Consider the following 25,699-nt stretch of genomic DNA (forward strand, 5'->3'; position numbering starts at 1 on the left):
GTTTGTGAAAGTGCGCTTTTTCATCAAAAATCCTGAAGTTATCCACCATATAGTACCGAAAATACACATAAAGATGCCGCCGCATCTATGATTTATAAAACCATTGATGCGACGGCTCCACGCTTTAAGTAGACTGAATATTTACACTGATGTATAATAAAATTGCTGTCGACTCTTTCCAGTAGGAAGGAGGTGTTTTGTTTGGAGTACATAATGGGATTCATAGTTTCGGTTACGGCGAATGTAGCCGGATACTACATCCGTAAATGGTTAGACCGAAACTTTAAAGACAGCTAACCAAAAAGAACCGCCGCGGAATGGACCTCCGCGGCGGTTCACTGTGTTTATCATGGAGTACATACTCGGATTTGTTTTAATCATAGCCTAAAAGTCTCTAAATGTCAAGATAACACATATTATTTCTCAATCTTCCTTTCTCAATCTCCGCCTGCAGCCTTTCTCGGAAATATGAGTACACCATTGGATTTGGGTATAAGGAAAGAGCCAATGAAATGTGCATTTTCTCACACTTCACTGACTCTGCATCTTGATTACTGGGTATACCTTATCGTGCGAAGCCTGTCGGAGCACGGCCATGCGAAGCATCTGACATACGGAATGACCGAATGAGTATATCTTCTCCGTTCGACAAACTGGAAGTTAGCGGATTACATTAAGCACCATTTTATAATATCCTCAATCAATTTTGATGGCAACATTTTGTTATAAGGGAGATAGATAGCGTTTTTCTTAGTGCTAAATCCATTTAACTCAGATGCAAATTTTTCAATAGCGTCAATGCCCACATAAAGGCTAATATGATTTTTGCAGGCAGAAAACGAAACCGATTTCCCTGCCTTTTCATAAAATGGCATACTCCATGATATACGCTCATTTGCATCTGGAACACTATCTCGGATTATGGCTACCATATTTTTTAAATGGGAATGTGCTTCTAAAGATTGAGCTTCTATATATTCTAATACAGTTTTTGGTGCTTCTCCGCAATAATGCCCTTGATTTGTCTTTTCAAATTTTCTCCCGCATTTTGGACATACCCACATATACTGTTTCCTCTCTAAATGGCGATTTCTCCAGTTCTTCAACTAGAATTTACCATTCTATGTCTATTTTTATCGTATAAAGAACGTGTTGGCTTACCCGTTCGCTTACAGTCTCAGTTACCTTTTGAGAAAAAAAGCCCGCAGTTCTACTTATCACAACATAAATATCTTGCAATTTCTGAATCTTAACACTAAATTTTGTGAAACCTAGTTTTCTGATTTCTACTGCTAATTTATCCCTTACCAGTTTTATAAAATTTACATTATCCTGTGCAATGATATACCCTTCATACAGCCTTATCTCCCCTTTTCCAGGGCTAACCGAATCTCTCCCACCTGTGTAATAATGACGTTCCTTATTAAATTTCCTGGATAGCTCTTCATAACTTTTTACTGTTGGGAGCGAATTAACAAATTCAGTCTCTGAATATCCGTCATCCGTATACCTACGGACATAACCCGAAATACATCTGTTTCCATTATGGCTTGCAGTATGGCAAGCTGACATAATTGCCGAAATCAATTCCTTTGCTTGATTTTGTGCATCATAATCTGCTTTTTTCTGTGCTTCTTTTTGTCTATCATATTTCCTTAAATCATCTGCAAAACTCATTTCTACCCCTCTAAAGCTGATTTGCCGCTCTGTTTATCAATGTAAAGAAATTCAACAGGGCCCAGCGACATTTCGTCATCATTCTTTCCATGTGTGTTCAGAAAAATTCTCACTGCCCCATCATCCATTGACAGCCCCGAGACTTCATCACAAATCATGCGGAAGGTATAACGATACCCATTCGTGCCCCCGCATGTCAGATGCTTCGCATGGGCGTGCTCCATCAAGCTGCGCACGATAAGGTATATTTGTCCTTCCCAAGCAAATCAAAGGGTGCAATGAAAATCACATAGACATCATTCATATTTCCAAAATCGAATTTTCCCGGTTCCATAAGATTTACATCAATGGCCGACTGGTACAATCGGCTGCGCCTCAGCAGGAATCGTTTTCCCTTATTCTCCTTCTGGGCCTCCGCATCATAGATCACTTCATTCTCATCGACAGCCAGCAGATCCATCCGGACCGCCCGGGAAGCGTAATAAGGTTCCTCTGTTTTCTCGGCAATGCCAATCCGGATTGGCAGCACTTCTTTGTTCCCAAATATAATTGAAAGGATATTCCGGCAGATTTCCGAATCACTCATGTCCGTATCAAAAAGGAAACGTTCGAGCAGTGTCAGCTTTTCAACGACTTGCGTACAAGTTTTTCATTTTTTTCGTTCTTCAATACTTTTCCTCATTCAATGTATCATGATTTCTCTTATCTTACAATAAAAAATTAACATAACTCGCTTGAAGAACCTGTCGAAATGCAGTATAGAAACATGTTTATTTATCGACAAAATGAATTTGCCCAAACACCAAATCACATCCATCTGCAAAACTATTTCTCAATCTCCGCCGTCTCAATAATGAATTTCACACTGCCGGTCTGATCTTCCCGGATTCCGCCGAAGTTATTGTAGCGGCTGTCCGCTTCTTTTAAAGCCCGGATCCGTGTCAGGAGGTTTTCAAGGTCGCCTCCGGCCAAATCGTCAAGGCTCTGAACGCCCTCTTCATCAAAGGCCGTTACTCCGTCGTTTAATGCCCCGGCGCCCTGAACTAATGTTTCAACGCCGTCATTTAAGGTTTCTCCCGCGGTTGTCAGTTCGGAGACGCCGGTATTCAGGGCAGATGCCCCCTCATAAAGTTTGGAAACGCCGTCGTTAAAGGCGATGATTCCTTCGGTGAGCTGTCTGCTTCCGCTCTCCAACTGGGAGACACTGGATTTCAGTGTTTCCAGCAGACTTCCCATCTCTGAAAATGTATCTCCGATACCGGAAAGGGATTCCGAATAGGATTGAAGAATTTCCAGGTTTGCCGACATATCGCCGACAAGGGTTTCAATCGTGCTGACATCGAGAGACAGTTCCGACGCTTCAAAATCAGGGATTGCCGCAAGTTGTGTTTCCGCTGCCAGGATATGATTCTCTGCCCCTGAGGAAATCCCGCTTATATTTATCCCATTAACTACCGCATCGCGAATGGCATTTTTTTCCTCCGCTGAAAGCTTATCCTCCGGAATGGCGGCAAGGGCGGCATCCACCGCGCTGCCGGCCTGCTCCTTCGCCATGGCATCCGCCGCAGCTTCCACATCTCCCGGCTTCGCCGATGCCAGTTCATTCCGGGCCGCCGAAACATTATTTTGAACGGTTTCCGCATAAGCAGACACATTTTTCATAAAGGTCTGCATCTGAACAATGCTCTCCTGCGCCGAGGCTAAACATACGGCAAGCTGTTCTCCGTCCGCCGCCAGAGTCTCTGCCGCTTCTGCAAAGGCTGTGTCATCCATTCCCTCAAAGGACGGCACAGTGATCTGCGCCAACGCACCATTCAAATTTTCAAGTCCGCTTTGCAAAGTCTCCGCTCCGTCCTGCACAGCCTCTTTGTTCTCATTCAAAACAGCCAGCCCGGAAGCCAGTGTGTCTGAGCCTTCCGAGACAGCCCCAACGCCCTTTACGTACTCACCCATATAAGCTTGAAATGTTTTTATACCTGTCAGATAACCGGAAGTCCCGCTGACAAGCTGGCCTGAAGCATCCGTGAGTTTCCCCATATCCGAAATTAGTTCATCCCCATCCTCCAGATTTTCTGTATCCATATCCGCAAAAAATCCCGGTGTCACCACAGTGGCGGTGAATCCCAATTCAAATTCTGAGACATCTGCCGTAACCTCCACATAATCCGGCACAGAGACATCCTCCGTCGGCCCATAGCTTTCCAGCTTCAGGCTGTCGGACAGTCCCGGGCTCGTGTAGCCGATGACGATCTGATCATCGCCGCCGGTCATCACCTTGCCATTGGTCACCCGAATATTTGAAAATGTATCCGACGGCAAAAACAGCATTGACATAAGGACAAAGGGCGTCTGCACCTCCATGTTCCGGCCATTGACAGTCACCCGCTGCGACGTATGATTTTCATAGTCAAACCGGATTCGAACCGTTCCGCTCTTTCCGGCCAGAGCATCCGGCGTTATTGCTTCACCATCCAGATAATAGCTTACCTTCACAGATACCGGAAGACTTTCGCTGCTTTTTCCCTTATAGGAAATGTCCTCCCCGTGGTTTTCCCATAATATGCTTCCATCCTCATTTTGGGTAAATTCCTCATCACCCTCCATATTTTTAATATCGCTGAGCTTCGAATAATCCGGAAGACTTTCCCCGTTATTTCTGTTTTTGAGAACCGTCTCCACCGAAATTTCCTGAACATTTCCCTCCGCATCCGCCTTGACATAGACGGTTTCCGTTTTATCCTCCCGGCTGTCCTCAGCGTTATCCCGGGTCTGACTTTTCTCCGCCGCCTCCTGCGCCTGTACGCCCATTGCCGAAAAAGGCTGCCCCAGAATCAAAACTCCGATTAAAAGCAACGCCGCTGCTCTCTTCATCTTCCTACCTCCACAATTATTTTCATTCAACATTTTTCAGCGCCTCATCCATAGGCACCCTGCGTATCTTCCGATGCTCCAACAAAGCCACCGCCAGATAAGTTCCAAGGCCTATGAGGAACATTTTCACATAGATCACCGAATCCACATAGAGAGGAATCCACCCTGAAATGCTGCTCATCATAATCACCCGGAATAAAAACACCATCACCTGATATTCGATCGGCAGACTGATCAGCAGGAATAAAATAACGACAATCGTTGTCGAAACGATATACAGCCGGCTGATTTCCCCATCCGAATATCCGAGAATCTTCACCATAGAAATGGACTGGGCATTTTTTTCGATAATGATCTTCGACAGCAGATAAATCAAAACCATAAAGATAACAATGGCAAATCCATCCACTAAAAGCATCATACTTCCCATAGACACATCCAACTGGCGTGAAATTTTCGTCAGCGCTTCCAGGTCAATGACTGAGCCGATATACCGGCTGTCAATATCAGTGATCTCCGTATCAGAAAAATAGCCGCTGAAATAATCCTTATCCATTCCAAAGGTCTCATTCAAAAGCGACTGCCCCATAAACACGGCCAGGGCTCCTTCATAATCATAAATATCTGCCACCGTAAACTCATACATTGTATCTTCATAAGCTTCTTTTAGCTGTATCCTGTCTCCCGGAACAACACCGTATTTTTCCGAATAGGCCGAGGATATATATACCTGCTCTCCCGATACATCCACCGGGACATACCGGCTTTCATTTTTAATACCGTAAAGCATGATAGATTCACTTTTATACACACCATCCAGCGTATTCAGAGAATAAGCGCTGAACTTTTCGGCCTCCTCATTTTCCGTCTCCACATCCCGCGCAAACTGCATCATGGACAACAGGCTTTTTAACTTATGCTCTTCATCCACAGCATCCAATGGAACCTGAAGAATATATTGATAATTACACAGAAGATTGTTCTCCATTTCTTCCTGATAATGGTCCAGCACTGCCGGAAACACAAGGCCGAACATGAGCAGCAGATTGGCAAAGAGCACGCCGATAAATAGGATCACATAATTATTTAAATTCTGGAAAATAATCCGCAGGCGAAATCTTCGGAAAAATCCCATTTTTGTGCTGAGCCGCAATGCCCGCTTCTGTTTTCTCCTGCTCAGATCCCGCCGCAGGAATTTCAAAGGAGACAAGGTCATTTTATATCTTAAAACAACATAGTTAATAATAATCATCAACAGCACAGGAATAACTGTCGTCATCAAAAACGCTTCGCCGCTCCATATCGTTTCATAGGTCGGCAGACTGTAGCTGCCATAATACATGGACACGCAGACATCTTTAAACACCGTATAGCCGAGAATATTGCCGACTACAGCGCCCACTGCCGTGACAAGCAGCGGCATCGCCATATAATGCCGAATGAGTTCGCCCCGCGTATAGCCCGAAGCCCTCAATGTTCCGATGACATTCGCCTCTTTATTAATGGTATTGCTGATGGTGATTCCAAAAACAAAGGCCATGATCACGATAACAATATACAACAGAGCAACCATCATTGCCCTGTCGCTGCCCATGTCCTCCCCCGTAAACTGAATCGCCTGATTCAGATAGCAGGGCACAAAAGCTTCCAGCGACGCCTCGCTGCTGATCCGCTTCATTAAATCCTCGGACATCTGCTTTTCTTCCGCTTCATCCGCAGGCGGATTATCGTATTTCCACGAATAGCTGTAATTCAATTTTTCCTCATCAAAGGCATCAAATTCTTCCCCTGTGACTACGGAAACTCCGAATTTCACTGAATCAAACATCGAATCATTATTATTCGAAAAGAGGCAGCTGTAATCGGAAAGGGCAACCAACCCTGTCACTGTCCAGGAGCGATTTTCACTTTCCAGAATATCTCCCACCTGAATTTTATTATTATCCGCATACATACGGTCAATGGCAATTTCTCCGGTATTTTCCGGCAGAGCGCCTTCCATAAGGCATACCCTATTCACTTCTTCCCGATTCTTGAAAATCCGAAGCGTACTGCCATTCTTCAACGCTTCCTCGGCATAAAAATTATCAAACAATGTCACGCCAAAGGACTGAATCGTTTTCTTCAGAGCCTTATTGGCCTTATCCGCCAGCCTGAAATTGCCATCCTCAATGTTATATTTTTCAAAACCTTCATTATAAGCCCGGATCATACTCCCATCGGCCACCAGAAAACCGGAAACAAATCCGATCGTTCCGACAAGCAGAAGAAAAATAACCAGATATTTTCCGAGTTCACTTTTCAATTCCCGCAGCAGCCGTTTTCTTAAAGGATTTTTCATAGGACGCCTCCCTACCATTCCAGTTCCGCTGCCGGAATACGCTGTCCGTTCCGATAATTTTTGCGGATATTCCCATCTCTCAGATGAACAACCCGGTCCGCCATGCCCTTAATGGCGTCGTTATGGGTCACCATGATCACCGTATTCCCATACTTCTGATTGACCGTCTCTATCAACTTCAATATTTCTTTGGAAGTCTGATAATCCAAAGCGCCCGTCGGCTCGTCGCACAATAAAATATCCGGGTTCTTCACAACCGCCCGGCCGATGGCCGTCCGCTGCTGCTGTCCTCCGGAAAGCTGATTCGGTATTTTATGCCGATGCTCATACAGGCCAAGCGTATGTAAAAGTTCATCCACATTTAAAGGGCTCTCGCTTAAATAAGCGCCCACTTCGATATTCTCCCGGACTGTCAGATTTGGGATGAGATTATACATCTGAAAAATATATCCCAAATGCTTTCTCCGGTATAAAGTCAATCCCTTTTCCTTCATATCCGCCGTCCGCTCGCCATTAATCCATATATCTCCGCCGTCGGCACTGTCGATACCGCCGATAATGTTCAGCAGCGTTGATTTTCCGGAACCGGAAGGCCCCAAAAGAACACAGATCTCTCCTTTTTCCACAGAAAAATTTATGCCCTTCAAAACATCCACCCGGTTGGATTCTTCACCGTAACTCTTTTTTAAATCATGAATCTCCAAAAACATTTTTCTACCTCTCATTGACCGCTTCGGTTAGTTTTGACAAACCCATATCTAGCATACCACATTTGAGGTAAAAAAGACAGTTTTAGTTGATAAATTTATTCAATAACATCAAATAAAAAATCTATTTTGTCATAAAAATACCGGTCTCCCAACCGCCAGCTTTTTTGTCTGGCTTTTGGAAGACCGGTAAATAATTTTTTATTCCTCTGTACTATTTGCTTTTTCAATACTTACAACCGCGGTTTTCCGCATCGGAATCCGACAATGTCTGTCTCCACCGAATTCTACGATCAGGATATCCCCGCTGACATCAATAACAACACCGAACAGTCCGCCGCTGGTCTCAATGCTGTCGCCAACCTCCAGGGCATCCAGCATAGCCTGCATTTTCTTTTCCTGCTTTTTCTGTGGACGAATGGATAAAAAGTATAAAACAACTCCATAAACGGCTAATAAGCCGATCACCCAAATCCAGTAACTACCTTCCATAAAACGATTCCTCCTAAATTAATTTTCTTCTTTCATCTCAAAGCCTTCCAGCTTCGCTTTTTTATAAGACGCATATCGATGTTCCTCGATAGCCGCTCGAATCTCTTCCATCATTGTATTATAAAAATACAAATTGTGCAAGACGCAAAGACGCATTCCGAGCATTTCTTTTGCTTTTAAAAGATGACGGATATAAGCCCTGCTGTAATTCTGACAGGCCGGACAACCGCAGCCTTCTTCAATTGGACGTTCATCCAGCTCATACTTGGCATTGAAAAGATTCATTTTGCCATGATTCGTATAAACATGGCCGTGACGGCCGTTTCTCGACGGATAAACGCAGTCAAAGAAGTCCACACCCCTGTCGACGCCCTCCAGGATATTGGCCGGAGTACCCACACCCATAAGATAGGTTGGTTTCTCCTTCGGCAGGTACGGCACCGTTTCCTCAAGAATATAATACATCTCTTCATGGGTCTCGCCAACGGCCAGACCGCCCACGGCATAACCGTCCAGATCCAGCTCAGAAATCCGTTTGGCATGCTCCACACGAATGTCCGCAAAGGTTCCGCCCTGATTAATGCCAAAAAGCATCTGTTTTGAATTAATCGTATCCGGCAGACTGTTCAATCGCTGCATTTCCGCTTTGCACCGGTGAAGCCACCGAGTCGTGCGGTCCACCGAATTTTGTATATATTCCCTGTCGGCCAGAGACGGCGCACATTCATCGAAAGCCATGGCAATCGTGGACGCCAGATTGGACTGAATCTGCATACTCTGCTCCGGGCCCATAAAAATCTTATGGCCGTCAATATGGGAATTGAAATAAACGCCCTCTTCTTTAATCTTTCTCAGACTTGTCAGGGAAAATACCTGAAACCCGCCCGAATCGGTCAAAATCGGCTTGTCCCAATTCATAAATTTATGGAGACCTCCCAGTTTTTTTACCACCGTATCCCCCGGGCGCAGATGCAGATGATAAGTATTCGATAATTCCACCTGGGTCTTAATCTGCTGCAGATCCGTCGTGGCCACCGCGCCTTTAATCGCCGCCGCCGTTCCCACGTTCATAAATACCGGCGTTTGAATCGTCCCATGGACTGTGGTAAATTCGCCCCGCTTGGCTCTTCCATCTGTCGTCAATAATTTATACATAAAGTCCCCCTTATCCGCTGACTTTCAAATTTCAGACTAACACTACCAGTATACCTTTAACCGGATTTTTTCGCAACAGCTAAATTTTAATTTTTTTAACCGGATTTTTTCGTTCATCCCATCGCAAAAGAAAAGAGCCGCCCTGCCGGCAATTTCCCGGCAAAACAGCTCCGTTTCTTCATAAATATTCTGCTTGATCTCATAAATTCAGGTTCGCTTCGCAAGTCCGCAATGATGTCCGCAATTCAAGTTATCCATGATGTCCGCCTCGCAAGTCCGTTATTCAGGTCCGCAATGATGTCCGCTCCGCAAGTTGGTTATATCTAAATAATTTTAGATAGCATATTTTTCAAGTACTTCATTCAAGCCAGCATTTTCACCGTCAAAATCAACAGTAATCGGATGTCTCGGATCCAGACTGAGAATACCTAAGACCGATTTTGCATCCAACGCGATCCGATTATAGTATACATCAATGTCGAAATCACACTTTACAGCAGCACGAACGAATTCCTTTGCTCCGTTAATGTCCTGTAATTTAATCTGGGTCTTCATAAATTACACCTCCAAACGAAATAACTCCGATGGCATTTCCTATATGGCATCGCCGAGTTACGTTTTAATTGTTTTACCATGAAATCCATTATTTGTCAAAACCGCCTTTTCATGGACAAATTCTGTCTTTTTTAGGCATTAAGTTAAAACCCCATTGTTCTAATAGGCATTTTTTTTAGATGAATAATCATACATCCGGTACTTTTTTTCATAATACCTCACGAATATCACAATAATTGTTTGCATACTCGCTATAAATTCGTTATAATGATACATAAAATAAATTCAGAGGTGAAAATATTATGTTTGGTTCCAGCATTGGAAATATATTTAAGATAACAACCTGGGGAGAATCCCATGGAAGGGCTGTCGGTGTCGTGGTGGACGGCTGCCCGGCCGGCCTGCCTCTCTCGGAAGAAGATATTCAAATCTTTTTAAATCGCCGCAAGCCGGGCCAGTCTCCCTATGCCACACCGAGAAATGAAGCAGATAAGGTAGAAATTCTCTCCGGCATCTTTGAGGGAAAAACAACCGGGACACCGATTTCCATGCTCGTTTGGAATACATCGGCCCGTTCTTCCGATTATTCGGAGATTGCCAAATACTACCGTCCGGGACATGCCGACTATACTTTTGAGCAGAAATACGGTTTCCGCGATTACCGCGGCGGCGGACGCTCCTCCGCCCGTGAAACTGTCGCCAGAGTAGCCGCCGGAGCCATTGCTTCCAAATTTTTAAACAGCCTCGGCATAAAACTTCAGGCCTACACCCGGAGTATCGGCCCCGTCAGCATTGATGAAACGGCCAAAGATTTCTCCGAAATCTATAAAAATCCGTTAAATATGCCGGATAGAGAGGCCGCCGCCAAAGCAGAAGCCCTGCTCAAAGAAATGATGGCTGCCAGAGATTCTATCGGAGGCACGATTGACTGCGAGATCACCGGCCTTCCTGTCGGCTTGGGCGAAACGGTTTTTGAAAAGCTGGATGCCAATCTTGCCAAGGCAATGATGTCCATCGGCGCTGTGAAGGGGGTGGAGATCGGTGACGGTTTCCGTGCGGCGTTTGCCTATGGTTCTCAAAATAATGACGCTTTCTATATGGAAAACGGCCGCGTGGCAAAAAAGACAAATCACTCCGGCGGTACCCTCGGCGGCATGAGCGATGGCTCGCCGGTTCATCTCCGCGTTGCCGTCAAACCAACTCCTTCGATCTTCCAATCTCAGAAAACCGTGAATAATTCGGATGAAGATATTGAAATTCAGATCAAGGGCAGGCATGACCCGGTAATCGTTCCGAGGGCTGTTGTTGTCGTCGAAGCCATGGCGGCAATTACCGTTATGGATGCTTTGCTCGCCAATATGACATCCCGAATGGATCGGATCCTGAAATTTTATAAAACTCTTGAATAAACAGCCAAAGGCGGAATCAGTTTTTCTCTGATTCCGCCCGGGATACATATTCCTCCAGACACAGTCCCGAATTCCGAATGGCCTCGGCATTTTCCCGGCCCACATAGCGATAGTGCCACGGCTCATAACTGATGCCTGTAATCTCTTCCTTATCCTTTGGATAACGGGGAATAAAACCATATTCATAACAATGCGCCATCAGCCACCGCTGTGTCGGCGTATCCTCCTGCGCCTCTTCCAACCGCTGATTTTCCACAGACACGATGTCCAGCGCCAGGCCAAGTTCATGCTCACTTGTTCCCGGCACAGCCACCCACCGGGCCGCCTGAATTTCCGCTTCACTCTTTGAATACCCCTGTTTGACATAGTTTGCAGTTTCATCTTTAAAGAGCTGTTCCTGAGTTTCATAGCTCCGCCAGGAGGAACAGATATAAGGCTCAAGACCTTCCGCCCGGGCATCATCCATCATTTCCTGCAGATCCGGATAAGCACGGCTGTCAATACTCTGTCCGTTATTCAGTTCGACCAATTCATACTGCCAGTCCTCCGGCATTGGATGGTCCCCATTGACCAGTGTCAAAAGCACATCCTCCGAAACATTTGTCCGCCCTGAAGCGCCGGATGTTTCTCCTTTTCCCGACCTCTGAGCAGAAACATGTCCAATAATAAAAGCCGCCATGATGACAACCGACAGCATCACTACCCACAGGATATATCTGCCCAAAATATGCAATCTGTTTATTTTTTTTCTTCTCATTTCCTCACCATCTTTCTTTTAATAGAGACAGTGTAAAATGAGAAAACATAAAAACTGCCGCAAATTGCCATCAAAACTGCATCATTTTAAATTATTTCAATCCTATATACCATGGCATATTCAAAATATCATAATAGCTTTCAAATTCCTCCCGGGATAATCCAAGATATTCCTGAAAATTCCGGATCATTTCATCCAGGCCCATCAGATCCAGACTCCCATCAACTTCCCCGGCAGCTGCCCCGGAAACTTCGCCCGGGCCGCCAAGCATATCGTAGCTTTCCCAGTAGAGATTGTACTCATAAATCTGCCCTGTTTCCATATCCATCAATATGTCCGCCATCCCTACATCCGTATACAAATGAAGCCACATAAGATTGACGGACCGGCTCATATCCTGAGTATCCACAAAGGTAAAAAAATCGGCGCCGATGAGCTCACAGTTTTCCACCGGGAACTCCATGATCGCCTGCATTTTTATAAGCTTCTCCAATTCTTCTCTGGCCTTATCCATGATATCCGCATCACTGGCCGCAGTGGAAACTCCGCCGTTGACCTGGCTGATCCTCCTGCTTCCCGCACGCACACTCGCGATCATCTCCAGTTTTTCAGCCACAGATAACGATGCCTTTGAATACTCCATCGATACATTTTCAGGCAATTCTTCCGTGACAACCCGATTTATCAGCGCTTTTTCTTCAATTCCCGTAAACAGAGCCGGCATGGATATAAAAAAGGCCAATAACAAAACGGCTGCCAAAAACGGCCCCGCTTTCTCAATCCGCTTCATCACGTTTCACCTCCGTCAAAAATACCCGGACACAGGTTCCTTTCCCCGGAGTACTCTCATAAAACATCTGCCCGTGATGAACCTCCATAATGGCCGTACACACGGCAAGCCCCAGTCCGGCGCCGCCGCGCCCCCGGGAACGGGCTTTGTTGACCATATAAAACGCCTCGCTGATCTTTGCCAGCTCCTCTGCCGGAATACCGCAGCCATTGTCCTTCACTCCAATCTCATAGCCGCCTTTCACTCTTTTTCCGGAGAGAACAACCTGGCCACCGGCGCCGTCAATGGCTTTCCGCGCATTATCCAACAGATTAATGCAGACGGTTTTCATCAAATCCGGCTCAATAACCAGTTTCCCCTCCCGGATTTCCGCAATAAATCGAATGCCGTCCGCCTGCATGGCCGGAAACACCGTATCATAGACCGATGTCAGAAAACGCTTTGCCGACACTCTCCGCATTTTAAAATCCTGCCGCTTCAAAACCGTAAGCTGCATGAGTTTTTCGGACATCACCTGCAGCCGTTTCCCTTCCTGAAAAATCTGATTTGCCAAAAGGACGATCTGCTCCTCTGTCATCCGTTTGGAGCGGAGCATGTCCGCATATCCGATAATTGAAGTCAGCGGCGTTTTCAATTCATGATCAAAATTCCCCACAAACATTTCCTGCCGCCGTGCATATTCCTTTAAAACAGCCATGTTCTCAGAAAGCCGAACCGCCATACAGTTGAAATCCTCTGCCAGCTGACCGATCTCATCATGACTGCCAACCTTTACCGGCTTCATATCGCTGCCCTCAGCCAGCCGCCGCGTCGCCTGAGACAAAAGCCGGATCGGCCGGACAAGCCAGTAGGAAATGATAAAAATAACCACGCCGCCCACCAGAAACAGCAAACCCATAATTATAGAAAAAGTCCGGGTATATCCGGCCTGATTCTCAAAAACGCCCGTAATATCCCTGTAATTCTCAATATAATAATCTTTATTTAAAAGTTTTACCGGTCGGGCGCAATGAATCATATATTGACCGTCCACCTCGCGGATCTCATATCCGCGCTGCTGCATATTCAGCTTCTTCACAAGGCTGTCATCCAACCCTTTTTTTCGGCTTCCACAGATGAGCTCACCATTCGAATCACTGAAGCAAAAAGGGATCACCCCTTCCGTCGTCTGAATTGTTAATGCTTTTGTCAATAGATCTTTATAATCTGCCTCTTCCTCTTCCGATTCTATCCCCCACATCAACGATATACTGGACATTTCCATAGACCATGCCAGTCCCTGATTCAAAGAAAAACAGAGCATATCATTTTCCCGATAGGTCGCCTCCACTTCCTGCTCTACGGAATTCCTGAAACTGGAATAGATCAGCACATAGCCGCTGACTCCCACAAAAAACTCCGTGACAAGAATAATGCTGAAAAATAATTTCCAAAAAAATTTCACTCATCCACCTCCAGGCGGTATCCGATTTTATAAACCGGAACAATCTTGGATTCCAGGCCAAGTTTTTTCCGCATCCGCTGAACATGTAAATCCACGGTCCGGCTTTCACCCATGTACATTTCTCCCCAGACACTCTCATAAATTCTGTCCCGGAACAGAGCAATATTTTTATTCCTCAAAAACAGCAGAAGGAGTTCATATTCCTTTGCCGTCAGATTCACTGTCTGCCCGGCTTTCTTTACCACCCTCGAAAAGGTATCTACCGTAATATCATAAACCGATAAAACACGGGAGGTTTTATTATACCTCCGAAGAACCGTTTCTATCCGGGCCAGCAGCTCGATGATCTCAAAAGGCTTCACAATATAATCCTCAGCCCCGAGCTTTAACCCCTTCACCCGGTCCATCACATCCGACTTTGCCGTCAGAAAAATGACCGGTATATTCATCGGACGAATGTATTCCATCAACTCATAGCCGCTGATCTTCGGCAGCATGATATCCAGTATGATTAAATCAAAATTCTCCCTCTCAAGTATATCCGCCGCTCTTTCCCCATCCTCCGCACAAACGCAGAAATAGCCGGCATCCACAAGATTCAGCCGAATCAGCTCTAATATGGACTTTTCATCCTCAACAATTAAAATCCGATTCATCATACACACCTTCCTTTTCCGCCATTTTACATCCTTCCTGCATCATTTTTGCATCTTAATCATAAAAGGATGCTTTAAAATAAGATTTCCTCATTTTAAAGCATCCCCGATAACTATTTCAACTTTTTAACCGCAATACAAGTCGGACAAGGCACATGGATCGGCTTACCCTTCATGTAAATATATCCCTTTTCATAATCAACGCCGAACAGTGTGATCGAATTCGATTCCTGATTAACGGAGGCAAAATGCTTTCCATCCGGGAAGAGGTAAATATCCCTCGGATAAATCCCGCTGACCGGAAGCACGCAAAGCTTATCCATTTTCTTTTCATCATCGATTTTATAGATAGCCACACTGTTGTCGCCCGAGTTCGTCACAAACAGATACCTGTCATCCTCCGTGATCTTTAATGTTACCGCACAGTTGTCCTCCGTAAAATTCGGCGGCAGCGTTGACCGCTGCGCAAGCTTCTCAAACTTCGGTCCCTTCTTTCCCATGGAATAGGCATACTCTGTCACCATATTGGCATTTTCATGAGTCAGATAAATATACTTTTTATCATGAGAAAATATAATATGTTTCGGCCCCGAATCAATCTCGCAGCGGATAATATCTTTCAGCCCGATCGTACCGCGAACCCGGTCAAACTCATAAACCTTTATCTGATCCATTCCCAGATCCACAGCAAGAATGTATTTTTCATCCGGCGTGAACAGCGCACAGTTTACATGGCAGCGGTTATTTCTTGAAATAACACTTCCCGGACTCTTCATAAAAACCTCATCCGTCACATCGCCTACCGTGCCGTCCGGATTCAAACGGGAAATTGTCAGTTTACCGTCATAATACCCGGCGCTTATAAGATATTCATTGGCAGAATCCACCTGCAGATAACACGGCCGCAGTCCCTGAACCGAATGACGGTTCAGATAATCCAGACTCCCATCCTCATAAACCTTAAAGGCCGCAACACCTTCATCACAATTCGTATACAAATATTCTCCATTCGCAGACAATGTCAGAAAGGATGGATTGGTAATCTCCACAATTCCCTGCTTTTCAAAAGACGGCGAATCCCCGTTAAAATCATACATATAGATGCCTTTACTCTCTCCACGGGTATAAGACCCCACATAAGCCCTGTATTTGTTCATGCTTTTCCTCCTGTTATTCCTTTTCCATCACCGTACGTTTATTTTCAAATTCTGTCAATCTTTGATTGTAGGCCTCTTTCATCGCCTCCGCATAGGCCAGCTTTGGCTTTTCCACGCCCATATGGTACATCAGATACTGGGTAAAATACGGATTCATCACCAGCAGCGGCCCCAGCAGGTAAGTACCGATAAAGTTTCTGCGCCGCACACCCTCATAGGCCGTGGTCCGATTAATCCCTGTTCCGCGAATTCCCTTCGCAAAATAACAATGTTCATTTGCACCATAGGCCATCGACGACTGAATTTTACAGCCCACAACTTTTCTCTGATTAAACTCCCCGTAATAATTCCCGATAAAATAACCATCGGATACACGGACTGACGAAAAATCAAAGATATTTAATCCCGGAATCTTTCTCTCGCCATCAATAATTTCCCTGAACAATACTTCCATTGCATTTCCCGTAAAAAGAAAACAGGTCTTCCGGTGAATCAATTCCTCGATTCTGTCTTTGTATGGCAAAAGCTTCTGAATCACTATTTCCTGAGCATATAAAGTCATTGGCCCCATATAGATAAGATTCATATCATCCACAGCAAAAGCCGGCTCACTGTTCAGGGAAGTCTCAATAAATTCCGCATCCGGCAGACATGCCTTTAAATACATTATATTACCGTAATCTCCAAAGAGATGGCCATATTCCGGAAATAATATTTCTATTTTCATTTTATTTCCCTCTCTTTCATGATACGCTGAAGCAAATGCTCCTTAATCTCCTTCGCCTTCGCATCTGTTCCCTGTCCATATATAACATAGATATTATCCACATCCTCAATATCAACTAATTTTACAATATCCTCCGGATGAAACGCACAAGTAATTCGTTCCTCATTAATTCCTGCCAAAAGAAGACGTACCCAATAATCATAACACCGGTTTCCGGCGCTCATCACCTGCCGGATGCCTGCCCGCTTTAACGGTTCATAATCCACCTCATAAAGCCATGCTGTATTCTCTGAGGCTTTCACCTGCTCCTGCTGATTGTAATCCATAAGAACGACTGCGCAGTCATCTCTTTGTTTTCCAATCCACTCAAGTATATGCGAACAAACGGCCGGACTCTGCGCCTCCCCATGACACATAAAAACTTTCTTACTCCCAACGGTATCCACATGGCTGCAAATGGTAAATTTCTCCGCACTTTTCAGTCCTTCCGCAATCTGCGTATAACCCATACCCAATTGATGCAAGAGAACAATCGCCATTGCCTCATTGCTTATATCTGCTTTTGTCGGACCAAGTAAACGATAATTCTCCATTTTTTCTTCAATTTTCAAAACAAATGTCTCATTTTCTACATCCACCGAAATAACTTCATAACCATTTCCCTCTGAGATTAACTTCGTATTTTCAAAAACAGACATATCCGTCTCTTTTTCAATACCATCCATCCATCCCTTTTGATTCCAGAAACCTGTATAAATATTTGTATATACCAGAATATCCGGAGCCATTTTTTCATATAGCTGTACTATATCCTTTTCATCCACCTCCATCAACGCCAGGCTGCATCCCATCTGCCCAGAAACACTTTTCCCCGAGCGCAAAACCGATGCCACCGTCTCAATCGTATTCCCTTTTGACATATTCCACATAAAATCACAGGCATTTTCTTTAAGCACATGACCAGCCAGATTCAAAACCGTTGTTTTTCCTTTCGTTCCGCTGACATACACTAATGTTGCCGGTTTATTCACCTGCTCAAAGATTTCCTGAACAGGCTTCCCACCTCTAATGAGTTTTAATATAGAATTCTTAAATCCTGATGTGTTTTTTCCCATGTTACAAACTCCATCCTTATGTCTGAGTATTTTTTAAAATTTAACTTTAGGATCCATAAACTCCTTCATACGTCGCTCATAAGCTTCCATAATGACCGTCTCAAAAGCCAGCTTTGGATTCTCAATCCCCATTACCTGCATCAGATATTTTGTAAATAATGGATTAAGTATAAGAAATGGACCGACAAGATAGGTTCCATAAAACTGATGTACATGAATACCTTCTGTATCAACGGAAGAATTCATGCCGGTGCCTCTATCGACCTGAATAAAGCTATATTTAAAATTGTCACTGTAAGCCATGGAGAACTGAGTTTTAAAACCAATAATAGGCATATCCCCAAAATGTCCGCGAACCAGTCCATTAAATCGGTGCATCATGTTCCGCTTTGCATAAAAATCAAATATAGCCAATCCCTTTTCTTTTGTACCGTCTTCATTTTCAATCCAGCGTCCAAAAACTTCCAACGCATTACTGGTAATAAGAAAAGGAACATCCTTTTTAATTAGCTCAACAATCCTTTCTCTATAAGGAAACAATTTATTTATTATCATTGACTGAACCCGCTCCGTCATAGCACCCATATAAATCAAATCCACTGATTCCCTGACAAATGCAGGTTCAGACATATAATCCGTATATATAAATTCAGCTTCCGGCAAACATTGTCTCAAATATTTCATGTTCGAAGAGTCTGCAAACAGATTACAATACTCCGGAAAAAGAACTTCAATCTTCATTGTGCTTTCTCTCCTCCTTCTTCCAATCGTTTTTTCAAATTCTGATATACCTTTTCTGCATATTCCACCGTATAAACATCATATAGCAAATAAATTTTATCTGACAGCGAAATGTCAACATAATCTGCTGCATCCACTTCCTTTTCACAGCAAACAATCTTCTCTTCAGGTATACCAGCCATCAACAGCCTCAGATGATAATCTGCATTTCGAGCCCCTGTAAGTACAATCTGTTTTACTGAATTATTATTTAAAAATTCAAAATCAATATCAAAAATCCAGGCGATATTTTCACTGGTTTCTTTTGCATCAAAAAAATCGTCTACCATACATACAACGGTTTTGGTTCCCTGCTCATGCTGTATAAAATCACAGACTCTGGAACATGCGATCGGATTCTGGCCCTTTGCAAGATTCATTATCAATTCCCTGCCATTCACCATTTCAGAACTATAACGCGATGCAGCCACTTTTACTTTTTCAAAAGATTCCTGAATCTGTGGCATTTTCAATCCCAATTCTGATAAGAGTGAAATCGCCGCAATCATATTATAAATATCCGTCACATTATTTCCGATCAATTTAAAGTCATAAGTTCCATCCGGAGTCTTTACGAGGCATCTCTGACTGTCATAATCAATTTTCTCTACTGAATAATCCATCTCCGGTGACCCAAAATCACAATTCGGACAATGGGCCCGTCCAATATGATTATAACGGATATACTCATATTTAAGCATAGCTCCACAATTTGGACAAGCCACAATATCTTTAATAATATTATCCGAACTGCTGTGACCATCCGGGCAATGAATTCCGAAATAGCACCGTTCATTTCCCACAGCCAAATGATTGCTGATTAAATCCTCACCATTTAAAATAAGTTTAGTATGCCTCGGTATCTGACTGTTTAAAACATTGAAAATAAATTCCGCATGGGCATTACGTTTATAAGAATCTCTAAATAAATTTGTGCAAAGCAAATAATCCGGCGGCATATATGGGTAAATTAATGGTGAATAGCGTTCATCTACTTCTAAAATTGCCAGTTTGCACCTGGATTTACCAAAAAAACTGCTTTTGGAAAGAAGAGCAGAAATAACTCCCTCACTGACATTACTGCCTGAGGCATTATTAATATAATCATAGCCATTATCTTTCAACACTTCTGCCGTCAGATTAGATACCGTTGTTTTACCATTTGTTCCAGTTATATATACAAGGCGCTCCGGCTTTTCCAGATGCCCGAGAAAATCCGGGCAAAGTTTATTGGCCATCCATCCCGGCAGATGGGTTGCATTTCGTCCTAAAATCTTTAATATTTTTGTCGCTATTTTTACAATAGAAATCGTCACATAAAAACGTATTTTGCTTGTTTTCATCGATTGACTCCTCCCCTTATCTTTTCGTCACGTTCCATTTTACACTTATACCCCTTAAAATTCAACAAGAATTGCGTTTTCTTTCATTCTCTTATATAATATTCCTATATATTAAAGAAATAAAAGGAGACCGTTTATGGAAAAAATAACCAGCTTTACGATTGATCATTTAAAACTGCTTCCGGGAATATATGTATCGCGAAAGGATGCGGTCGGCGCGGAAACTGTAACCACCTTTGACATCCGTATGACCCGCCCGAATTATGAGCCGGTCATGAATACGGCGGAAATTCACACCATAGAACATCTGGCGGCGACTTTCCTGAGAAATCATCCTCAATATGGCCCGAAAACCGTCTACTTCGGTCCAATGGGCTGCCGAACCGGATTTTATTTACTTTTAAGCGGCGATTACGAATCCAAGGATATTGTTCCTCTGATGAAGGAAATGTTCTTATTTATCAGGGATTTTGACGGTGAAGTTCCCGGCGCTTGTGCAAAGGACTGCGGCAATTTCCGGGATATGAATCTGCCGATGGCGAATTACCTGGCCGATAAATTTTTAAAAGAAGTTCTGGAAAATATCGGCAATGAACGCCTCATCTACCCGGAATGATCCATTATCCGCCAAAAATCGCCCGGCAGAATAAATTCCACCCTTTTGCTTCAAACTAACAATATATCGGAGCAAAGGAGGTTCCTTATGACTTTTTATGACGGAAACAAAAAGGTACACCATTGGTTCCCGCGAGTCCACCGAATGTCGGATGATTACACGGATTACAGTGATACCCCGGACACTATGCTTGTGGATGACAGGCATGACTTGCCTTATATCGGCGATTTTCCGCCGGAGGACGACTATTCCGGGCAACATTTCTATTAAAAGAATCAGGGCTGAGACGTTTTATGACTCTGCCCTGATTTTTATTTTTAAATATATTTTCCGCGAAGAAGAACAATGCTGTGCCCCTCCAGGATGATCTGTCCGTCATCCAGCAGGGAGCCCGGAACATTGGACTCGGCCGTATCCAGATAGACACGCCACAGGCCTTTTTTCGGCAGCCCCGGCAGAGAAAATATTTCCTTTGTAAAATTCATATTATAAGCAAAATACCATGCCTCGCCGTTCTCCGCATACATACATCCGATACAGCGGTTCCAGTTTGCTTCATAAACAAACCACGGTACTTTTCCATGAAAGGAAAAATCCGGCAGACCGTTGGCCGACTTATCCGTCTGAGCAAAAGGCTTCTCCGGATGCAGCAGCCGATCTGTCATGCGCAATTCGATCATCTTTACAGCAAAATCATACAGCCATTCATTTTTTTGCAGTAAATTCCAGTTCAGCCATGAAACGCTGTTATCCTGGCACCAGGCATTATTATTTCCCTTCTGGCTGTTCCCAAATTCATCCCCCGCATAGATCAGCGGCGTTCCCTGCTGGAAAATATTCAGAATCCAGGCATTTTTCAACTGCTGCCGCCGCAGCCGAAGAACATCCCGTTTCCGGCTCGTTCCCTCCGCTCCGCAGTTCCAGCTGAAATTCCATGAGGACCCGTCCAGATTCTCCTCACCGTTTGCCTCATTATGGCGGTTGTCATAGCTGACCAGGTCCATCATCGTAAATCCATTATTGTTTGTCATATACTGGATGTTTCCCTGAGCATCGGAGCGATTCAAAATCTGCATCATGAAATCACCGGCGCAGCCCTCGTTCCCCCGCAGGAAACGACGCATGCTGTCCTGAAAACCGTTATGATAAACGGCCCGGCGCCGGCCCGACATGTTTTTATCCGAAAATCCGTTAAAATCTTCGCTCATCACTTTGGTTTCCGCCAAAATACCATCCGCTAAAACCTCCCGGAGACGGGTGGACGTCTGATTCAGATGAAAACCATCGATGTGATAATCGAGAACCCACCGGCGCAGGCAGGCCATCTGAAAGTCCGCCGTTTCCTTTCCGGTAAAAAACAGTTCCATATAAACCTCGATGCCTTCGCGGTGCATCGCCCGCACCAGCGCCTTCAGACTTTCCCCGGCGTTTTCCGGCTCGGCTCCATATTCCGGCTTTACGGCCATAAAATGGGCCGGACCATAGCCCCAGTAATTTTTACGTCCTGCCGCATCCTCCGGATTCTCCACATCAAAATCATATACGGGCATAAGTTCCACACCATTGATTCCCAAAGCTTTCAAATAAGGTATTTTTTCGATAACGCCTTCAAAGGTCCCCCGATGCTTTACCCGGGAGGACGCATGTTTTGTAAAGCCCCTGACATGCAGCTTATAGATGATCAGCTCATCAAAATCCAGGCCCGGAAATGCATCTTCTCCCCAATCATAATCCTTTTCCTTAAAGAGATAAATCCTTTCTCCCTTTATACGCCTCAATGCTTTGGCATAGGGCATGGAGACCGGCTGCCCGCCATATAAAATCTGATAACCGTAATCTTCTATATCCATCCGGTCATCCCGCATATCCGATGCTTCCCACTCTAAGGCGATGCTGTATATCCGGGCAAAACGCCAGTTTTTATCAATCGGCAGTTCCTCTTCCCCGCGGCTTTTTAGATTATATATTTTCAGGATAAGATTTTTCTCCGCCGGACATGCGGGTTTCCCGCTTCTCCGGCTTGGCCTCTCCTCCGGAAGTTCAAAGGTTATATTTATCTTCTTATCTCTTATAGTAATTCCATAGGGCCATGGCTCTCCCCGGCTTATCTTCCAAGACATCCATCCCCCTCCTTCACGATTAAAGTTCAAAGTATCTTTCCAGAACACGGGAAACCTCTTTGATATCGATTGGTTTCGCTATATGGGCATTCATACCATGCTTGATACATCTCTGAATATCCTCCGAAAATGCGTCGGCCGTCATGGCTATGATCGGCAGATCGGCATCCGGGCGGTTCATACCGCGGATAGAATCTGACGCTTCATATCCGTCCATGACCGGCATTCGGATATCCATCAAGATCGCATCATAAAATCCCACTTCCGACTGACTGAATTTATCCACACAGATCCGGCCGTTTTCCGCCCATTCCAGTTCCATTCCCAATTCCCGGAGCAGCTCGCTGACAATCTCCCAGTTTAATTCGTTATCTTCCGCAACCAGCAGCCGACGGCCGGAGAAATCATGCTCCGACGGCTTCGGCACAGATGATATATGTTCCGATGCTCCTGTATACGGCTTTAATCCGTAATACAATGTTGACTTAAACAAAGGCTTTGACAAAAATCCACTGATTCCGGCAGCCCGTGCCTCCGCCTCGATTTCATTGCAGTCATAAGCGGAAATCAACAAAATCGGAACATCCGCACCCAATTCTCTGCGAAGTTCCCTGGCTGTTCGGATGCCGTCCATCCCCGGAAGCTTCCAGTCGAGAAGGATCACCTGATAATCATCATGGATACTGTGATGCCGGTTCACCATTTCGATAGCGGTTTCACCATCCAGCGCCCATTCCGCCTCAATGCCGATGGAATTCAGGGAAGCCACCGTACTCTCGCACAGCTGCTGATCATCATCCACCACAAGCATCGTAATATTCGGAAGATGCATCGTTTCCTCCCGCTCCTCCGCTTTTTCAAAGTCCAGAGTAACGCAAAATTCCGTTCCCTTCCCCTGAACGCTCTTAACCTGAATATCTCCCTTCATGGCATCCACAATGTATTTTGTAATAGCCATTCCTAAGCCGGTTCCCTCTGTCTTCTGTACACGCTTACTGTCCTCCCGTGTAAAGGAGTCAAAAAGATGTTCCTGGAATTCCTCAGACATTCCGATGCCGTTATCCTTAACCCGGATCAAAATGCGGACATAATCATTCCCCTTCGGAGATTCTTCCTCATGAAGAGACACTTCAATGGAACCGCCCTCCGGAGTGAATTTAACCGCATTGGACAGCAGATTCAACAGGATCTGATTCAGCCGGACACTGTCGCAGCGTACATTTTCTGAAGAAATATTATAAATGAAAACATTAAACTTTTGCTGTTTCTCCCGAATCTGAGGCTGGATAATATTGATGAGGCTTTCCATCGCCTCTCTCAGGGATACCAACTCCTTATTGAGCGTCATTTTTCCGCTCTCAATTTTTGACATATCCAGCACATCATTGATCAATCCGAGCAGATGTTTGCTTGACAGGGCTATTTTTCTGAGACAATCGTGCACCTTCTTGCTGTCCTGGATATTGGCCATGGCAATGGCTGTCATGCCGACGATGGCATTCATCGGGGTACGGATATCGTGGCTCATATTTGAAAGAAATTCACCCTTGGACCGGCTGGCTTTTTCCGCCATCCGCCGGGCCTCTTCCAATTCCTGCATCTGCTTCCGGCTCATCCTGATATATTTCCAGAAAACGAGAGCAAGCGCAACCAGTATAAGGGCGCAGCCTGCCACAAAAACATTCAGCGACCGTCTTCCCATAGACTCAATTGTGCGGTCCAGCGTTCCATAAGGCATAACTGTCACCAGATACCACTCGGACATCGGCAGCTTAGAGCAATACATCTGGCGCCTTTCCCCGTAAATTTTAAGCATGGAAGCATAATCCTCATCATTCTCCATGGCTGTCTGCAGCTCAGAGATCAACTGCTCTGTCGGCTTTCCGTCAATTTCTTCATAAAGCGCTCGGATCCGTTTAAAATAACTATCCCGGGTGCTGTCGTAGCTTCGAACAACAAAACTCCCATCTTTTCGGATAACAAAAGAGTACACCATCGTATCCTGGTCTCCCAGGGAAAGCGTCGAAGAAATATAGTCGATCGGCATTTTCCCCACCAGGGCAATACAGTTTCTTCCATCTTCCGTCTTCAGAGAAAAGGGCACTCCCAAAACCGCACTCTTTTCTCCCTCTTCATTAATCCCCACAGATATCTTCCGTTCTCCGTTTTTCATGGATTCCAGAAACAAATCCGGATTCGGGGACTCCACCGGGCTCCCATAGATCATTTCAAAACTTCCATCTTCAAAATAATAGGCCAAAGCTTCAAAATCACGGGCTTTCGCGCCGGATTCCAGCCATTCCCTCAGTTCCTCACTGTCGGAATCATATTTTGCCGGAATCGTATTCACCGTCGTTTCAAGCTGAGTCATCTTCAATTCGACCATTGTCTCAAAATGCTTTGAGATCCGCTCATTCATGCCGGTCATATAAATATTCCCCAACTCATTGACGGTTTCCGAACTCTGCTGATTTATGTATCTTATTAAAAATCCGAAAACACAAACACAAAAAACACTGACGCCCAATAAACTGAATGTCAAAAAACGAATCGTTCTATCCTTTTTTTCCATCTTACCGTCCTCCGCAGCTCTTCTGAAATTCCCGAATCGCCTCTGCGGTTATGCGGTAATCCTCTTTCACCTGCCCGATCAGCGTATCCGCTTCCGGCGTCCAGCCGTTGCGCAGCGCATCCGACAGCAGGCTGCTGGATTCCAACAGTTTTGTAAAGCCAAGATTCTGGCACACACCCTTTATTGTATGAGCGGCCCGAAAAGCCTCTCCATAATCTTTCTCTGCCATCGAAACACAGAGCAGCTCATAGCTTTTATCATCCAAAAATTTCAAAACAAATTTCTGCACTAACCGTTCACTGTGCAGTCATCCACACACCTCGGTATAATTACCACCCAGAGCAGCGTAACATTCCTGCAAATTCATAAATATTTCCTCCCTTTGTGCATTGCATAATAAAACGCCTGATTCGTT

The 25,699-nt window shown here is 44.7% G+C and carries 24 protein-coding genes; 3 read left to right on the plus strand and 21 right to left on the minus strand.

The features are described 5' to 3' along the window. Positions 1-668: 668 nt before the first annotated feature. The 9 genes from ACMN7X_RS12300 to ACMN7X_RS12340 all read right to left on the minus strand — a co-directional run bounded on the left by ACMN7X_RS12300 (position 669) and on the right by ACMN7X_RS12340 (position 9,798). Positions 669-1,064 carry an iron chaperone gene (locus ACMN7X_RS12300; protein WP_418747759.1) on the minus strand — a complete coding sequence of 132 codons (396 nt, stop codon included), beginning with the start codon at positions 1,062-1,064 and terminating at the stop codon, positions 669-671. Between the two features lie 49 nt (positions 1,065-1,113). After that, positions 1,114-1,677 (minus strand): hypothetical protein, encoded by a 564-nt coding sequence (locus tag ACMN7X_RS12305; RefSeq protein ID WP_418747760.1) that lies wholly within the window; start codon positions 1,675-1,677, stop codon positions 1,114-1,116. A gap of 223 nt (positions 1,678-1,900) precedes the next feature. Next, positions 1,901-2,263 carry a hypothetical protein gene (locus ACMN7X_RS12310; protein ID WP_418747761.1) on the minus strand — a complete coding sequence of 121 codons (363 nt, stop codon included), beginning with the start codon at positions 2,261-2,263 and terminating at the stop codon, positions 1,901-1,903. Between the two features lie 239 nt (positions 2,264-2,502). Further along, on the minus strand, positions 2,503-4,548 hold the full coding sequence (locus ACMN7X_RS12315; protein WP_418747762.1) for a hypothetical protein: 2,046 nt from the start codon (positions 4,546-4,548) through the stop codon (positions 2,503-2,505). 22 nt (positions 4,549-4,570) lie between these two features. Continuing rightward, the gene (locus tag ACMN7X_RS12320; RefSeq protein WP_418747763.1) at positions 4,571-6,889 is read right to left on the minus strand and encodes an ABC transporter permease; all 2,319 of its coding nucleotides are present in this window, start codon (positions 6,887-6,889) and stop codon (positions 4,571-4,573) included. An 11-nt stretch (positions 6,890-6,900) separates the two neighbouring features. Next, the gene (locus ACMN7X_RS12325) at positions 6,901-7,599 is read right to left on the minus strand and encodes an ABC transporter ATP-binding protein (RefSeq protein ID WP_418747764.1); all 699 of its coding nucleotides are present in this window, start codon (positions 7,597-7,599) and stop codon (positions 6,901-6,903) included. 198 nt (positions 7,600-7,797) lie between these two features. Then, positions 7,798-8,088, minus strand: a complete 291-nt coding sequence (gene yajC / locus ACMN7X_RS12330) for a preprotein translocase subunit YajC (protein ID WP_418747765.1) — start codon at positions 8,086-8,088, stop codon at positions 7,798-7,800. 18 nt (positions 8,089-8,106) lie between these two features. Further along, a complete protein-coding gene (tgt, locus tag ACMN7X_RS12335) occupies positions 8,107-9,243 on the minus strand; it encodes a tRNA guanosine(34) transglycosylase Tgt (protein WP_418747766.1) in 1,137 nt (378 codons plus the stop codon). 333 nt (positions 9,244-9,576) lie between these two features. Next, positions 9,577-9,798, minus strand: coding sequence for an HPr family phosphocarrier protein (locus tag ACMN7X_RS12340; protein ID WP_418747767.1), 222 nt, complete (start codon positions 9,796-9,798; stop codon positions 9,577-9,579). Between the two features lie 302 nt (positions 9,799-10,100). On the opposite strand from ACMN7X_RS12340, the gene aroC reads away from it, so the two are divergent. Next, positions 10,101-11,207 (plus strand): chorismate synthase, encoded by a 1,107-nt coding sequence (gene aroC / locus ACMN7X_RS12345; protein WP_418747768.1) that lies wholly within the window; start codon positions 10,101-10,103, stop codon positions 11,205-11,207. Between the two features lie 16 nt (positions 11,208-11,223). On the opposite strand, the gene ACMN7X_RS12350 is transcribed toward aroC, so the two are convergent. The 9 genes from ACMN7X_RS12350 to ACMN7X_RS12390 form a co-directional block, all read right to left on the minus strand. After that, positions 11,224-11,964, minus strand: a complete 741-nt coding sequence (locus ACMN7X_RS12350; RefSeq protein ID WP_418747769.1) for a M15 family metallopeptidase — start codon at positions 11,962-11,964, stop codon at positions 11,224-11,226. A gap of 91 nt (positions 11,965-12,055) precedes the next feature. Next, the gene (locus ACMN7X_RS12355) at positions 12,056-12,754 is read right to left on the minus strand and encodes a hypothetical protein (RefSeq protein ID WP_418747770.1); all 699 of its coding nucleotides are present in this window, start codon (positions 12,752-12,754) and stop codon (positions 12,056-12,058) included. Beyond that, on the minus strand, positions 12,741-14,198 hold the full coding sequence (locus ACMN7X_RS12360; protein WP_418747771.1) for a sensor histidine kinase: 1,458 nt from the start codon (positions 14,196-14,198) through the stop codon (positions 12,741-12,743). The genes ACMN7X_RS12355 and ACMN7X_RS12360 overlap by 14 nt, the downstream gene beginning before the upstream one ends. Beyond that, positions 14,195-14,854, minus strand: a complete 660-nt coding sequence (locus ACMN7X_RS12365; protein WP_418747806.1) for a response regulator transcription factor — start codon at positions 14,852-14,854, stop codon at positions 14,195-14,197. Before ACMN7X_RS12365 ends, ACMN7X_RS12360 begins: the two co-directional genes overlap by 4 nt. A 113-nt stretch (positions 14,855-14,967) precedes the next feature. After that, positions 14,968-16,011 carry a lactonase family protein gene (locus ACMN7X_RS12370; protein ID WP_418747772.1) on the minus strand — a complete coding sequence of 348 codons (1,044 nt, stop codon included), beginning with the start codon at positions 16,009-16,011 and terminating at the stop codon, positions 14,968-14,970. A 13-nt stretch (positions 16,012-16,024) separates the two neighbouring features. After that, entirely contained in the window at positions 16,025-16,738 is a 714-nt protein-coding gene (locus ACMN7X_RS12375; RefSeq protein WP_418747773.1) for a hypothetical protein, read from the minus strand. Then, positions 16,735-17,853, minus strand: coding sequence for a MurT ligase domain-containing protein (locus ACMN7X_RS12380; RefSeq protein WP_418747774.1), 1,119 nt, complete (start codon positions 17,851-17,853; stop codon positions 16,735-16,737). The genes ACMN7X_RS12375 and ACMN7X_RS12380 overlap by 4 nt, the downstream gene beginning before the upstream one ends. A gap of 33 nt (positions 17,854-17,886) precedes the next feature. Beyond that, positions 17,887-18,594, minus strand: a complete 708-nt coding sequence (locus ACMN7X_RS12385) for a hypothetical protein (RefSeq protein WP_418747775.1) — start codon at positions 18,592-18,594, stop codon at positions 17,887-17,889. Next, positions 18,591-19,976, minus strand: coding sequence for a MurT ligase domain-containing protein (locus tag ACMN7X_RS12390; protein ID WP_418747776.1), 1,386 nt, complete (start codon positions 19,974-19,976; stop codon positions 18,591-18,593). The genes ACMN7X_RS12385 and ACMN7X_RS12390 overlap by 4 nt, the downstream gene beginning before the upstream one ends. A 136-nt stretch (positions 19,977-20,112) precedes the next feature. On the opposite strand from ACMN7X_RS12390, the gene ACMN7X_RS12395 reads away from it, so the two are divergent. Together ACMN7X_RS12395 and ACMN7X_RS12400 are read left to right on the plus strand one after the other, a co-directional pair. After that, a complete protein-coding gene (locus ACMN7X_RS12395) occupies positions 20,113-20,592 on the plus strand; it encodes an S-ribosylhomocysteine lyase (protein ID WP_418747777.1) in 480 nt (159 codons plus the stop codon). A gap of 87 nt (positions 20,593-20,679) precedes the next feature. Then, positions 20,680-20,862 carry a hypothetical protein gene (locus tag ACMN7X_RS12400; RefSeq protein ID WP_418747778.1) on the plus strand — a complete coding sequence of 61 codons (183 nt, stop codon included), beginning with the start codon at positions 20,680-20,682 and terminating at the stop codon, positions 20,860-20,862. Positions 20,863-20,909: 47 nt separating this feature from the next. Here the strand turns inward: ACMN7X_RS12400 and ACMN7X_RS12405 are convergent, their stop codons facing one another. Genes ACMN7X_RS12405 through ACMN7X_RS12415 form a run of 3 tightly spaced genes read right to left on the minus strand, consistent with a single transcriptional unit; the run spans position 20,910 to position 25,558 of the window. After that, positions 20,910-22,712: an alpha-amylase family glycosyl hydrolase gene (locus tag ACMN7X_RS12405; protein WP_418747779.1), complete on the minus strand. Its 1,803-nt coding sequence runs from the start codon at positions 22,710-22,712 to the stop codon at positions 20,910-20,912. A 19-nt stretch (positions 22,713-22,731) separates the two neighbouring features. Beyond that, positions 22,732-25,284: a response regulator gene (locus ACMN7X_RS12410; RefSeq protein ID WP_418747780.1), complete on the minus strand. Its 2,553-nt coding sequence runs from the start codon at positions 25,282-25,284 to the stop codon at positions 22,732-22,734. Between the two features lies 1 nt (position 25,285). Beyond that, on the minus strand, positions 25,286-25,558 hold the full coding sequence (locus tag ACMN7X_RS12415; RefSeq protein ID WP_418747781.1) for an Hpt domain-containing protein: 273 nt from the start codon (positions 25,556-25,558) through the stop codon (positions 25,286-25,288). Positions 25,559-25,699 lie beyond the last annotated feature (141 nt).

Source organism: Frisingicoccus sp., assembly GCF_048388605.1.
In the GTDB taxonomy this organism is placed as follows: domain Bacteria; phylum Bacillota; class Clostridia; order Lachnospirales; family Lachnospiraceae; genus Frisingicoccus.